This window comes from Sulfurimonas sp., from assembly GCF_032250635.1.
In the GTDB taxonomy this organism is placed as follows: Bacteria; Campylobacterota; Campylobacteria; order Campylobacterales; family Sulfurimonadaceae; genus Sulfurimonas.
The window spans coordinates 1-12,462 of sequence record NZ_JAVVFL010000002.1 but is presented as its reverse complement, the minus strand read 5'-3'; the positions used below and the strand labels follow the sequence as shown (position 1 = coordinate 12,462).

The following is a 12,462-nucleotide window of genomic DNA, read 5'->3' as shown; positions in this document are numbered from 1 at the left end:
TTTTTAGAAAAATATTTACTTTAGCAGAAGAGGCGCTCTACTGAAAAGTAGTTCCGCCGTCAATGACGATTGTCTGTCCTGTAAGCCAAGAAGACTCGTTGCCGCAAAGAAAGAGACATGCTCCCGTGAGGTCTTCAGCCTCTCCCATTCGAGAGAGCGGAGAGCGTCTTACTACTTCTCTCTTTACCTCTTCATAGTTAGGGAAAGCTTTAAGCGCGTCCGTGTCAATAGGTCCGCCGCTTACGGCATTTACTCTTATGTTTTTCTCGCCAAGTTCTGCTGCTGCGTAGCGAACCATCGCCTCAACTGCAGCTTTATTTGTGCCGTGACCTGCGTAGTTTGGAGTATAGACGAGATTGCCGGTTGAACTCATGCTGATGATGCTTCCGCCGCCCGTTTTTTCCATTCTCTTAGCCGCTTCTTGAGCACCTACGACAAAAGCATCAACTGTTGCTATATAGATGTTGTTGAGACCTTTTGGTTTTAGTCTCATAAAAGGTCCAAACCCGCCGACAACTGCGCGACCGGAGATGATTGCATTTGATATAAAAAAGTCAAGTCTCTCGAAATCTTTGTCAAACTCTTCATAGACATTTTTATATGTCTCAGGCTCAAGTATATTAAGCGCATAAGCACGCGCTTTTATGCCGTATTTTGACTCGACATCTGCGATAATCTCTTTTGCGGTATCTGCTTTTGTCGCATAGGTAAATGCCACATCACACCCTTTTTCGGCAAAAGCGTAGACGATTGCCTTTCCGATTCCGCGAGTTCCTCCGCTTACAAATAGAGTTTTTCCCTTCATTTTACAATCCCTTTATCTTATAGTTTTTCATAACTTCTTCTAGTATCTTCATATTTTGCAAACTTGGGGCAACAAGAGGAAGCCTGTACTCCAATGTTTCAATAAGCCCCGCTATATACATGGCAGCTTTTATCATAATAGGGTTTGACTCCAAGAAGAGTGCCTTATTGATAGGAAATAGCATATCGTTTAGTGCTTTTGAGCCTTTATAGTCACCGCTAAGAGCTAATCGTACAAGCTCACTTTTTAAGTCGGGAAGCAGGTTTGCCGTAACAGAAGTTATACCCGCTCCTCCGCTTGCAAGTATTGGGTAGTCAATCGCGTCATCGCCGCTAAATACTTTAAGCTCTGGTCTGCGAGAGAGAAGTTCGACGCTTCGCTCTATGCTTCCCGTTGCTTCTTTAATGCCGTAGATATTTTTAACATCATCAAATAGTCTTATAACAGTGTCGGCACTTATATCAACAACTGTGCGTCCCGGAACATTGTAGAGCATAAAAGGAAGCTCTGGAACCGACTCCGCTATGGCTTTGTAGTGCTGATAGAGTCCCTCTTGAGACGGCTTGACATAGTAGGGTGCAACGGAAAAGATAGCATCAACTCCGCATTTTTGAGCTGTTTTTGCAGCTTCTACAGCTTCTGCTGTCGAGTTGCTCCCTGCGCCCGCAAGAACTTTTGTGTCTGTTCCTCGGCAAACTTCAACCGCTATCTCTATGCATCGTCTATCCTCTTCATAGGTAAGAGTGGCGCTCTCTCCTGTTGTTCCGACCGGACAAACCGCGTTTATGCCGTTTTTTATCTGTCTTTTTATGAGGTTTGCATAGGTTTGCTCATCAAGTTTTCCATTCTTAAACGGAGTGATGAGGGCTGTTGTTGAGCCTGTTACGATATCCATTTAGTTCCCTTTTTTTAAAATAAGTGTTGTTGATTTGTCAAAGTCAAAGTACTTGTTTGCGACCTCTTGTACCTTTTCCTGTGTAATTTTTTCAATATTTTCTTCATAAGTCAAAAGCGGTGTCAAATCTCCGCGTACAAGATAGCTTCCAAAGAGATCTGATACCGAAGTTGAGCTCTCCAGCGAGTAGATAAAATCAGCTTTAGAATTTATCTTTACCTTCTCAAGCTCTTTTTGCGTTACGGGCTTGTTTTTTATAAGCTCTATCTGTTTTATAAGCTCACGTTCAACATCCTCTGCTTTTACTTCAGGGTTACATGTAGCCAAAAATATAAAAAGACCCGGGTCTATATTTTCCATATTGTACGCGTAAACACTGTTTACAAGATGCTTCTTATCCATAAGTTCTTTGTAGAGTCTTGAACTTTTACCTGAGTATAAAATCTCAGATATTGCACTCAGCGTTACTTGGTCTTCATGCTTAAAGTTAGGAATGTGAAAAGTGATGGCAATCATCTCAACTTCACTCTCTCTTTTGATGGTGACTCTTTTTGGACCATCTTGTTCAGGTTCAACAAATTTAAACTCAGGGATTTTAGTTCCGTTTCTTACATGTCCAAATCTCTTTTTAGCTTTTTTAAAAACCTCTTTCGGATCTACATCGCCCGTTACCATCAAAATAGCGTTGTTAGGCTGGTAGTATGTTTTGTGAAAATCTTTGATATCTTGGAGTTTCCATGTTTGTATGTCATTCATAAAACCAATCGGCGTCCAGTGGTAAGGATGGTAAACATAAGCGTTGTTAAAGAGTGCAAAGTAGAGATAGCCAAGCGAAGAGTTCTCTGTTCTCCAGCGTCTCTCTTCTGCAACTACGTCACGCTCAGGCTGAAACTCTTTGTCTTTTAGGTTTAGGTTTTGCATTAGTTCTGCATAGAGTTCAATTGATTTATCAAGATTTTGCGTGCTTGATTTGATGTAGTAGTGAGTATAGTCAAAACTTGTAGAGGCGTTGTTTACGCCTCCAACGCTTTTTACCTCTTTGTCAAACTCGCCGGCATCTAGGTTTTTTGTAGATTTGAAGTTCATGTGCTCTAGCATGTGGGCAATTCCCGTTTTGCCCATAACTTCGTTTCTGCTACCGACTTTGTAGAAAATATCGGTGCTAATGACGTTTGTGTTGTTTTTTAGGGGGATGACAACGATCTGCAGACCGTTTTTAAGTGTTTTTGTTTCATATTTTGATAGTGATGATGCCATTAATGCTCCTGTGATGAGTGTGAGTGCTAAGAAAAATTTCATACTATTTTCTATCCGCACCTATCGCTTGGGTTATGTTTGTATAGCCGTCTGCACGGATGAGCTCTGTAAGCTCCAAGTTTATCTCTTTTATCATATCGGGTCCGCCGAAGATAAGACCGCTATATATCTGAACAAGAGAAGCTCCGGCTTTTATGCGTCTGTATGCCTCTTTGGCGGAGTCGATGCCGCCGACAGAGATAAGTGTTGTTTTACCGTAAAGCTCTTTTGCAACTGCTTCAAATATCTCAAAACTCTTCTCACAAAGAACCGCACCGCTAAGCCCGCCTATCTCTTTTGGCTCTTTTACCAGCGAGTAGTCAACGGTAGTGTTTGTAGCTATGATGCCATCGGCTCCCTTTTCTACCGCAAGCGTTGTGAGTGCTACCGCATCCTCTTTGCTCATGTCGGGCGCTATTTTTAGTAAAATCGGCTTTGTGGTTATCGCTTTAGCCTCTTGGAAAAGCCTTGTTATAAACTCTTCGTTTTGCAAATCTCTTAGACCCGGAGTGTTTGGCGATGAGATATTGATAACCAGATAATCCCCCAGCTCATGAAGCGCTTTGATAAGCGTCGTATAGTCGTTGATGGCTTCAGCTTCGGAAGTGATTTTGTTTTTGCCGATGTTTATGCCTATTGGGGTTGTAAAAGGAAATCTCTGCTTCAATCTTTTTTGAACCCTTAAGAGTCCGTCATTGTTAAAGCCCATCGCATTTTGAATGCTCTGCTCCTCAATATGACGAAACATTCTGGGCTTTGGATTTCCCTCTTGAGGCTTTGGCGTAACGGTTCCGATCTCAGTAAAACCAAATCCCAAGATCTGCATGCCGCGAATCATGGTTGCATTTTTGTCAAAACCCGCACCAAGCCCTACAGGGTTTAAAAAAGTACGCCCAAAGAGCTCCTGTTTTAAAATCTCGTTTGTCACAAAGTGTGACTCCAAAAAGGGGTTGAAAGGTATTTGGCAGATATTTGGCAATCTAAGTGCAAACTCTGCAAGATGGTGAGCGCTCTCAGGTTGGAGCTTAAACAGCCAAGGTTTAATGGTTTGATAATCTATCATGAGGTTCTCTTTTACCTTTAAAATAGAGTGATTATACTAAAAAAAAGTAAAGAGCACTTTATATGGCTAGCTATTGTTGCTCTTTCTCGTTTCTTATGAACTCTAGCAAGAAGACAAAAAATATGGATAGAATCAGACCTGTTACAAAAGCGACTATGACTATCAAGCTCTTCTTTGGTTTTATGGGGTAATCTTTAGTTATAAAATTACCGACAATTTCACTATTTCTAATATTCTGCGCTGTAATCTTATAGTTTAGTTTGTCTATCTCTTCATTTAGTTTAATCTTTTTTGATTCTAGTTCTACATCTATTTGATGCTGTAATTTTCTTATCTGCTCATTTGAAATATTCTCTTTTTTCATTTCAAGATTTGGTATTGTTTGTGTAAAAATAATCTCTTTTTCTACTTTTAAATCTTCTATTTTGTTTTGAGAATTTAGTATTAGGTTTTGATAGTTTACCATTTGAATAGATGCAATAGTTGATGATGCAGTATCTTTAGCATCTTTGATATCGCTATAGAGTTTATTTACTGACTTGGTGTATTCCTCTAATTTATTGGTGTGAAAATTAATCTTTGAGTTGATTGTTTTTAATTTAAAATCTTTAAAAAATTTAATCTCTTCATTGATTTTAACGATATTATGCTCTTTTAGAATTCTTATCTGCTCCTTAATATTTTTAATCTCAAAATCATCTATGCTTTTGATATCTCTTTTTGTGTTTTCTATGCTGCTTTTTGCCTCTTTTATATATTGCTTTATTTTTGGCTGATAAGAGTTTTTAATAAAATCAACAACCTCTTTGTTCTTTTTTAATGCCTCTTCATTTGATATGCCCTCTGCTTTTATCTCTATAAAGTTTTTTAAATTTTTGTTTGTAGAAATGCTTGTAACTTCAGAGATAAATTCATCTTTTGAAGAAGGTTTGTCTTCAACGTTAAAAACAAGATTTAGAGTTTTTACTAACGTTTCCGGTGCAACTATGAGATCTTCTCCTATGTACCCAACCTGAACATTAGACTTTACTTCATAGATTGGAGTTTTTGACAAAGCATAAACTATCGCACCGATTGTAACTGCCAAGGTAATCAAAACTATTTTTATTTTATGTTTTACAAGAGTTTTAAAAAGCTCTCTTAAATCTATCTCGTCTTCTTGTATGGCATAGTTATTAGTGTTGTTCATAGCAGTTTTCCTTTGTTTTATGAGTGGAATGATACAAAGATACTCCTTTGATTAATATAATGTGCTTTTATGCGCAAGAGCGAGCATCTCTTTGTCTCCGGAGCTGTCTCCGTAGGCGTGGATTGTTTCATACTCTTGCAGATTGAGATGTGCTTTTATGCGATTTGCCTTTTCAATGCCGTGGCAGTTTATGGTCAGAAATCTGCCGCTAAACACACCGTTTTGAAATTTTAGCTGTGTAGAGAGGAGCTCGACACCTTCCTTGTCACACCATGGCTGAAGCCAGCACTGCATCGAAGCCGATACGATGATGACTCTGTCACCGCTTTTCTGATGCTCTTTTAGGATTTTAATTCTCTCTTCATTGATAATTGAGTCAAGTTTTGTAAGAGAGAACTCTTTAGCCTTGCTTTTAAAAAGCTCCTCATCCATCCCCTTGAAAAATATTCTAAAGAGATGCTCTTTTGCCACACCGTTGTTCATAAGTTTCGTCTGCCACAGTATGAAGTAGGGCAGAAAGCGAAACATATTTAGTATATATCTTTTTCTGCCTACGCTCTGCTTTAAAAACTCGTCAAGCGAGTCTTTTTTTGTAAGCGTGCCGTCAAAATCAAAGAGTGCCAGATTCATTGATAATACCTCTCTTTAAAATAGCAAGCTCCCACAGGAAGCCAAGATGGGATATTGTAGAAATTTTCGTTTTGAAAGTCAAGATAGCTTTTTTTATACTCATCGTAATCAAAACCGACGCATTTTGCACTGTAAAAAGTCGCACCGTCCACTTCAAATGAGTTTAGTTCAAAGGATGAACAAACATTTTGCAGCTCTTTAGAGTTTATCTCTCTTTTGTGAAAGAGGGTAATCTCTTTGCCGGCAATTGTTCTTACGTCAAAGAGTTTGTCATCAAAGCGACCGTACTTTGAGTTGTTAAAGAGAACCGTCACATCTCTTTGGCAGTAGTGAGAGAGAAGTGCGGCGGCTGAGTAGCTGTTGGTAAAAATTCTCTCATCATTAAACTTCTCAAGTTCGCTGCATAGTGCTTCTGGTTGGGTATACATAACAATGTCGGAGTACTTTTTATGCTCCTTTAAAAGAGAGGTCGGAAGCGCTAAAGCGACTATGAAAATCGCTGCGTGAGCAAACGTGAAATAGGCGTTGTATCTGAAGAGTTTGAGCTGTTTCTCGCTTTTGAGATAGCTAAATAGCAGAAAAAGATAGGGGACAAAAATCAAGAACCAGTGAAGTCCGATATGGTTTTTAAGCGATACGATTAAAAATATGAAAAAAACGATGCTCAAAATTGAGAACAGAAGTTTAAAAAGTGTTCTTTTTTCAAACTCTGTTTTAAACAGATAGTAGGCTCCCCACGGGGTTAAGATGTAGAGGATAAGTCCAAAATAGCCAAGAACGCTTCCGATGTTGTAGCTGTTTCCATTTGTTCTTACAAAAAAGTTAAAGAGAATGTTGTTCCAGCAACTGTTGTAGTTAAAGTAGAGATTTTGGGCGATAAAGAGAGATACAATGGCGCTAACAACTAAGACGGTTTTGAGAGCTCTTGTTTTGTAGAGCGCAATAGAGAAGAGAAGAAGTGAGAGCATCAAAAAAACTGCAAAATATTTGCTCAAAAATGCAGAGCCCAGAAATATGCCTGCCAAAAAAGCGTACCTGAGCCACTCTTTTTTCTCAAGCGAATAGAGCAGAAATAGCGTCCCAAGTGAGCTAAAAAAGAGCAGGGCGACATCGTTTGTCATAAGAATGAGCAGCAGATCAGCAGGAGAAGCCAGAAATATAAACGATGAGAGAAGAGCTTTTTTCTCCTCTACGCCATAAAGCAGGGCAATTTTATAGATGACAAAAGCCGCTACAAACGTGGTTGCAACCGCAAAGAGCCTAAAGAAGAGGTGTGAGTTGGTGACAAAGCTCATAAGGTAGATAACCCAGCCCACCATCGGCGGATGGTCGTAGTAACCCATGCTTAGATTGTCAGCCCATTTTATAAAGTAGGCTTCATCTCCCGTGAGTGGCAAAAGAAGTAAAATGAGAAGTTTTAGAGCAAGAATAGCGCCAAGAACTCTTATCTCTTTCTTGTAGATGTTTATCATATGCTCATTTTTTTAAAAATAAATTCAGGAATATGCTTGATAATAAGCATAATAAAAAACCAGATCTGCTTTGTGTAAAGAGTATTTCTGCTCTTTTGCTGTGCGTTGAAAATATCTTCGGCAACTTCATCCGGCTGAGCCGTTAAATTTTGGGGCAAGTCCATATTTTCTGTCATTTTGGTAGCGACAAAGCCGGGTTTTACGGTAAGAACCTGCACGCCGCTCTCATAAAGCCTGTTTCTGAGACCGCTCAAGTATGCGCTAAGGGCGGCTTTTGAGCTTCCGTAAATGTAGTTTGCTTTTCTGCCTCTGTCTCCAGCAACGGAGCTAATACCAACGATAAAACCGCGTCTCTCTTTCTCAAAATCATTTGCGACTATGTTTAAGATGCTAACGGCTCCCGTGTAGTTTACATTTATGGTTTGTAGAGATTCATCCCAGCTCTTTTGCGCACTCTTTTGCTCTGCCATGTAGCCAGAGACTACAATAACACCGAGCGGTTTCTCTTCAAGCGAAGCGTAAAAATCTTCATGCGTTTCGTAAGCCATGATGTCAAACTCTTTAAGCTTTACGTCAACCCCGCTTCTTGTCTCTATGTCTTGCTTCAAATCCTCCAAAGATGCGCTATTTCTGGCTGCAAGATAGAGGTTGTAGCCGTTTTTTGCATAGACACGTGCAACCTCTTTGGCAATGTCGCTTTTTGCGCCGATAATTAGTACGTAACTCATATTTGAACCCTTTTTGACTGCAGTGAATTTAATTTTTTATCCATACCGTTTTCTTTTCTAAACTCTCTAAATTTATCTATTTTCTCATACCCTCTCTCAAAGGTCTCACAACTCACTCGTACATCTTTTGTAAGGTAGATTCTGCCGCCATATTTCAGTACTACTTCATCAAGGGCATCTAAGAGTTCAAAAAGCCCATCTTCCATCTTAAAATCGAGTGCGAGCGAATACCCCTCCATAGGAAAAGAGAGGTAGTTGTCGTTTGCTTTGCCGTAGAGTTTTAAAACTGTCAAAAACGACCCTTTGCCCGAGTCTGAAATTTTACCGAGAATCTCTTTTAACCCCTCGTAACTCTGCTCTTTTGGAAGTATAAATTGATACTGTGTAAAACCACCTTTGCCGTAGATTCTGTTCCAGTTGCCTATGGCGTCAAGCGGATAGAAAAAGGTGTCGATGTCCACTTTCTGTTTGGAGATGCCATCTTTTGCTTTTGCGTAGTAGAGCCAGTTAAAAGCCTTCACGCTCAGGTTGTTGAGTGCGAATGAGGGGAAGTTAAAGGGAATAGAGAGCTTCTTTTTGCTTCTGTAATCCAAATCGCCGTCATCCGCAAAGTCGCCGACGATAAGCAGACACTTTCCAAGCGCATCATCTTTTGCCAAACAGTCTATCCACGCAACTGAGTAGGGCATATCTTGATACTTCTCAAAAGCCAAAAAGGTCTCTTGGAGATTTTTTGTTTTGACGGTTGTCTGTCTTATGTTTTTGGAGTTGATTTTTTTAAGGCTGATTGTTGCACTGAGTATTACGCCTGTAAGCCCCATCCCTCCGCAGGTTGCATAAAAAAGCTCGTCCCCTTTTTTGCAGAGTTTTGTCTCGCCGCCAGGGAGCATTATGCAGAACTCTTCGACACACTCGCTAAAACACCCCTCTACGTGATGGTTTTTACCGTGAACGTCGCTTGCGATCGCTCCTCCTACGGTAATGAGTTTTGTTCCGGGAGTTACCTTTAAAAACCATCCTTTTTTAACTACCGAGTCCAATATCTCGCTCAAAAGAACGCCAGCTTGACATGTTAGCAGACCTTTTTCTTCATCAAAAGCCAAAAAGTTATTATAGGGTTTTACATGGAGGATGTTTTTATTGAGTGCGCTGTCGCCGTAGCTTCTGCCGTTTCCGTAAGGGATAAACTCGTCCGTCTCTTCTATATAGCTCTTTAAAGCAGCTCTGTCTCTGAGAGAAAATTTTTTAGTGATGATTTTTGGAAACATTCCCCAGCTGAGCAGACCCACGGCTAATCCTTAAAGACAAATCTTTTATCGAGATAGTATTTTACTATATATCCTATACTAAGTCCAATAACGGCACCAAGATATTTTGCGCCCTCATCTTCAAAGGCGAGATCAAACCCTATCTCAAAGCCCCAAAAGATAAATGTGGTAAAAAGACCCATGAGCGAGTAGAGAAAAAACTTTTTACCGTCATCTCGTTTGTTCTTTGGCGTATGAAAAAAGATATATTTTTTATCAAGAACATATTTAAGAACCAAGCCCGCAATCGTTCCGACGAACATCGCTACGTAAAGTGCCAAAAATCCGTCGTAGAGTAAAAAACTGACATATTGAGATGCTAAATTCAGAGCTGTTGATAAAGCGGCGAAGAGAGTGTATCTAAGAGCGATCATGTAAATTTTATGATAGTTACAAAACTAAAAAGCCAAAAGAGGATAGTTAGTCTTAGAAATCTGTCTCTGATGACCACTTTTGTAGGGCTGCCGCTGTCCTCTTCTACAAATGTTATCTGCATATAGCGAAAAATTCCCAAGATGACGAAAAACGAGGTAAGATAGAGATGCTCGGTGCCGAGTCTGCCCTCAACTTCGGGCGAGATGGTATACATTAGGTAGCTGACAATCACGACTCCAGCCATCAAGACCATAGAGGCATTGACAAACTCAAGGCTGTAGCCGTCTATATTTTTTCGCGTCTCCTGCCCTTCAAGCGAGAGGAGAACATCATCTCTTCTTTTGGCAAGAGCCAAAAAGAGCGCTAAAAGAAAGGTCATAAGGATTATCCACATGGAGAGCGTAACGTCTATAACACTTGAACCTGCAAAGAGACGCAGAACAAAGCCAGTAGCAATGATGAAAATATCTAAAATTGCAATATGTTTTAGTTTTAGTGTATAGGCGATATTTAAAACAAAATAGAGAAGTAAAACAGTGAAAAGTCCTGTGTTAAAAAGCAGTGAGATGCCGAGTGAAGTGAGAGATAAAATCAGCATAAACGAGATTGCGGTGCTTTTGGAGACACTTCCGCTGGCAAGAGGGCGGTTTTTTTTTATGGGGTGTGCTCTGTCTTCGTTAATATCTAAAAGGTCGTTAAATATATATACGCTGCTTGCCAAAAGACTAAAGAGCAAAAAAGCGACTAGCACACTGAGGTTGTCCTGCGTATCACTAAATGAGAAGGAGAATAACAGAGGCAAAAATATAAAGAGGTTTTTTATATATTGATGTATACGAAAGAGTTTGATTATTTCACGCAAAGAGAGAACCTTGACTTTTTAAGCAGATTATAGCATTATAAGTATAAAATAAAAAGCAAGAAATTAAAGAAGGAGCGCAATACCATGAGTAGAGTTTTAGTGCCGTTGGCAGAGGGATTTGAAGAGATAGAGGCGATAAATATCATAGATGTGTTAAGAAGAGGAGATATTGAGGTCTTGATTGCATCTTTGGATGAGAAAAGAGAGGTGAAGGGAGCGCATAATGTTGTAGTCATGGCAGAGATGGAGATGGCTGATGTTGACGTCTCTTCGCTGGATATGATAGTCCTTCCCGGCGGTTGGGGCGGAACTGTAGCTTTGCGTGACGATGCCAATGTGCAGAGAATTTTAAAAGAGATGGATGCAGAGGGCAAAAATATCGGTGCAATCTGTGCGGCACCTCTGGCACTTCATACAGCAGGAGTTCTGAAACACAACTATACCTGTTATCCTACTATTGAAGAGCAGATAAGAGAGGATGGATATATGGGTGAGGAAGCAATGGTTGTGGAGGACGCTAATGTCATGACTTCGCGCGGACCTGCAACAGCCATCTGTTTTGGTCTGCAAATAGTTAAAAAGTTAAAAGGCGAGCAGAAGTACAGCGAGGTTAAATCAGCTCTATTAGCTAACTACTGCGACTAAAAAGCAGATTTTTAAGGCTTCTTTGCTCGTCTAGGCTTGCAAACTCTTTTGGGTTTTCAAGTCGCTCTACAAACTCAAAGTCAGGGGCAAGTTCTTTGATGAGGTCTACTAAAAAATCACAATCAAGTTCGGGAGAGTTCAGGCATGCAAGAAGCATGCACTCATCTGCTGCTATCTCGGGCAGCTTTTTGATGATCTTCTGGTAATCTTTAGTAGCCTCAAAACTCCCTTTTTGAAAGGTTGGCGGGTCTATGATTATTAGATCGTAGGGACCTTTCTTCTTTATGCGCGAAAAAGATTTTAAAATATTGTAGGGTAAAAAACTCACTCCATTTGTATCCAAATCGTTTAGATGATGGTTTGAGCGTCCAACTGAGAGTGCGCCTTTGCTCATGTCGATATTTGAGACACTTCGCGCACCGCCCAGCTTTGCCGCAACGCTAAATGCGCAGGTGTAGCTAAAGAGGTTTAGCACGCTTTTGTCTTTTGCATTTTCTCTCACAAATGCTCTGCCGTTTTTCATATCGGGAAAATAGAGACTGTTTTGGTTCGAGAGCAGGTTTAGTTTTAACTTCATACCGTTCTCTATAGCAAAAGTCTCTTGGCTCAACTCCCCGATTATGACCTCACTTGGTGAGCCTTTAATGTAGCGTCTCTGAACTACAAGTGTCGTGTATCTGCTTGAAGATACAAACATCTTTATCATCTCGAAAAGCTTATCTTCGGACTCCTCTTCAAAATAAAGCGCTACGCTTAACACCCTGTCAACGGAGTCTATGGTTAAGTGCTTCCACTCCTCATAAACTCCCCCGCGCCCGTGAAAAAGTCTTTTAAACTCCTCGGCTGTATCTTTTGCACTCTCTTCTAAAAGTTCTTGGAGTTGTTCGATTGTCATGTATTGCCTAATAATTTTTGTATAATTTTAGCCATATATGCGCAAAAGGCAAAATTTGAATAAAAAAGTAGTGGTTATCGGAGGCGGTTACGGTGGTCTGCGGGCAGTTGAGTATCTCTCTAAGAGCCGTGACATAGATATAACGCTTATAGACAAAAATCCATACCACTATCTCCAGACCGAAGCGTACGGATATATAGCAGGCAGATTTGACATGCATGATGTCGCCGTGGATCTCAAAGAGTGGTGCGCTGGATTTGAAAAAAAGGTAGAGTATATTAATGAGAAGGCTACTTCCAT

Annotated in this window: 14 protein-coding genes; 2 read left to right on the top strand and 12 right to left on the bottom strand. The window is 40.2% G+C overall.

The window, feature by feature from the left end:
- Positions 1-37: 37 nt before the first annotated feature.
- From RQ763_RS00265 to RQ763_RS00215, 11 genes are all read right to left on the bottom strand, one after another.
- Positions 38-805: an enoyl-ACP reductase gene (locus tag RQ763_RS00265; RefSeq protein ID WP_314150371.1), complete on the bottom strand. Its 768-nt coding sequence runs from the start codon at positions 803-805 to the stop codon at positions 38-40.
- Between the two features lies 1 nt (position 806).
- Positions 807-1,700, bottom strand: a complete 894-nt coding sequence (gene dapA / locus RQ763_RS00260; protein ID WP_314150370.1) for a 4-hydroxy-tetrahydrodipicolinate synthase — start codon at positions 1,698-1,700, stop codon at positions 807-809.
- The gene (locus RQ763_RS00255) at positions 1,701-2,957 is read right to left on the bottom strand and encodes a pitrilysin family protein (RefSeq protein ID WP_314150368.1); all 1,257 of its coding nucleotides are present in this window, start codon (positions 2,955-2,957) and stop codon (positions 1,701-1,703) included.
- A 43-nt stretch (positions 2,958-3,000) separates the two neighbouring features.
- Complete coding sequence (locus RQ763_RS00250) at positions 3,001-4,059, bottom strand: quinone-dependent dihydroorotate dehydrogenase (protein ID WP_314150365.1); 1,059 nt, start codon at positions 4,057-4,059, stop codon at positions 3,001-3,003.
- 70 nt (positions 4,060-4,129) lie between these two features.
- Positions 4,130-5,248: a Wzz/FepE/Etk N-terminal domain-containing protein gene (locus tag RQ763_RS00245; RefSeq protein ID WP_314150363.1), complete on the bottom strand. Its 1,119-nt coding sequence runs from the start codon at positions 5,246-5,248 to the stop codon at positions 4,130-4,132.
- A gap of 51 nt (positions 5,249-5,299) precedes the next feature.
- The gene (locus RQ763_RS00240) at positions 5,300-5,878 is read right to left on the bottom strand and encodes an HAD family hydrolase (RefSeq protein ID WP_314150361.1); all 579 of its coding nucleotides are present in this window, start codon (positions 5,876-5,878) and stop codon (positions 5,300-5,302) included.
- Positions 5,875-7,350 carry an ArnT family glycosyltransferase gene (locus tag RQ763_RS00235; protein ID WP_314150359.1) on the bottom strand — a complete coding sequence of 492 codons (1,476 nt, stop codon included), beginning with the start codon at positions 7,348-7,350 and terminating at the stop codon, positions 5,875-5,877. Before RQ763_RS00235 ends, RQ763_RS00240 begins: the two co-directional genes overlap by 4 nt.
- Positions 7,347-8,078: an SDR family oxidoreductase gene (locus tag RQ763_RS00230; protein WP_314150358.1), complete on the bottom strand. Its 732-nt coding sequence runs from the start codon at positions 8,076-8,078 to the stop codon at positions 7,347-7,349. Before RQ763_RS00230 ends, RQ763_RS00235 begins: the two co-directional genes overlap by 4 nt.
- Positions 8,075-9,367 (bottom strand): FAD-binding oxidoreductase, encoded by a 1,293-nt coding sequence (locus RQ763_RS00225; RefSeq protein WP_314150356.1) that lies wholly within the window; start codon positions 9,365-9,367, stop codon positions 8,075-8,077. The genes RQ763_RS00230 and RQ763_RS00225 overlap by 4 nt, the downstream gene beginning before the upstream one ends.
- Before the next feature lie 2 nt (positions 9,368-9,369).
- Positions 9,370-9,759, bottom strand: coding sequence for a GtrA family protein (locus tag RQ763_RS00220; protein ID WP_314150353.1), 390 nt, complete (start codon positions 9,757-9,759; stop codon positions 9,370-9,372).
- Positions 9,756-10,622: a decaprenyl-phosphate phosphoribosyltransferase gene (locus tag RQ763_RS00215; protein WP_314150351.1), complete on the bottom strand. Its 867-nt coding sequence runs from the start codon at positions 10,620-10,622 to the stop codon at positions 9,756-9,758. The genes RQ763_RS00220 and RQ763_RS00215 overlap by 4 nt, the downstream gene beginning before the upstream one ends.
- 84 nt (positions 10,623-10,706) lie before the next feature.
- Between RQ763_RS00215 and RQ763_RS00210 the strand changes: the two genes are divergently transcribed.
- Complete coding sequence (locus RQ763_RS00210) at positions 10,707-11,267, top strand: DJ-1 family glyoxalase III (protein ID WP_314150349.1); 561 nt, start codon at positions 10,707-10,709, stop codon at positions 11,265-11,267.
- Here RQ763_RS00210 and RQ763_RS00205 read toward each other — a convergent pair.
- Positions 11,251-12,162, bottom strand: coding sequence for a class I SAM-dependent methyltransferase (locus RQ763_RS00205; RefSeq protein ID WP_314150347.1), 912 nt, complete (start codon positions 12,160-12,162; stop codon positions 11,251-11,253). The two genes, RQ763_RS00210 and RQ763_RS00205, sit on opposite strands and share 17 nt — an antisense overlap.
- 55 nt (positions 12,163-12,217) lie before the next feature.
- On the opposite strand from RQ763_RS00205, the gene RQ763_RS00200 reads away from it, so the two are divergent.
- Positions 12,218-12,462: FAD-dependent oxidoreductase (locus RQ763_RS00200; RefSeq protein ID WP_314150344.1), on the top strand; the 245-nt coding region annotated here is incomplete at its 3' end.

Bases quoted from the DNA above. Each gene is read 5' to 3' on its own strand.
- RQ763_RS00240 (WP_314150361.1), bottom strand. From the start codon at position 5,878: ATGAATCTGGCACTCTTTGATTTTGACGGCACGCTTACAAAAAAAGAC.
- RQ763_RS00235 (WP_314150359.1), bottom strand. From the start codon at position 7,350: ATGATAAACATCTACAAGAAAGAGATAAGAGTTCTTGGCGCTATTCTT.
- RQ763_RS00220 (WP_314150353.1), bottom strand. From the start codon at position 9,759: ATGATCGCTCTTAGATACACTCTCTTCGCCGCTTTATCAACAGCTCTG.
- RQ763_RS00255 (WP_314150368.1), bottom strand. From the start codon at position 2,957: ATGGCATCATCACTATCAAAATATGAAACAAAAACACTTAAAAACGGT.
- RQ763_RS00210 (WP_314150349.1), top strand. From the start codon at position 10,707: ATGAGTAGAGTTTTAGTGCCGTTGGCAGAGGGATTTGAAGAGATAGAG.
- RQ763_RS00230 (WP_314150358.1), bottom strand. From the start codon at position 8,078: ATGAGTTACGTACTAATTATCGGCGCAAAAAGCGACATTGCCAAAGAG.
- RQ763_RS00245 (WP_314150363.1), bottom strand. From the start codon at position 5,248: ATGAACAACACTAATAACTATGCCATACAAGAAGACGAGATAGATTTA.
- RQ763_RS00265 (WP_314150371.1), bottom strand. From the start codon at position 805: ATGAAGGGAAAAACTCTATTTGTAAGCGGAGGAACTCGCGGAATCGGA.
- dapA (WP_314150370.1), bottom strand. From the start codon at position 1,700: ATGGATATCGTAACAGGCTCAACAACAGCCCTCATCACTCCGTTTAAG.
- RQ763_RS00250 (WP_314150365.1), bottom strand. From the start codon at position 4,059: ATGATAGATTATCAAACCATTAAACCTTGGCTGTTTAAGCTCCAACCT.
- RQ763_RS00205 (WP_314150347.1), bottom strand. From the start codon at position 12,162: ATGACAATCGAACAACTCCAAGAACTTTTAGAAGAGAGTGCAAAAGAT.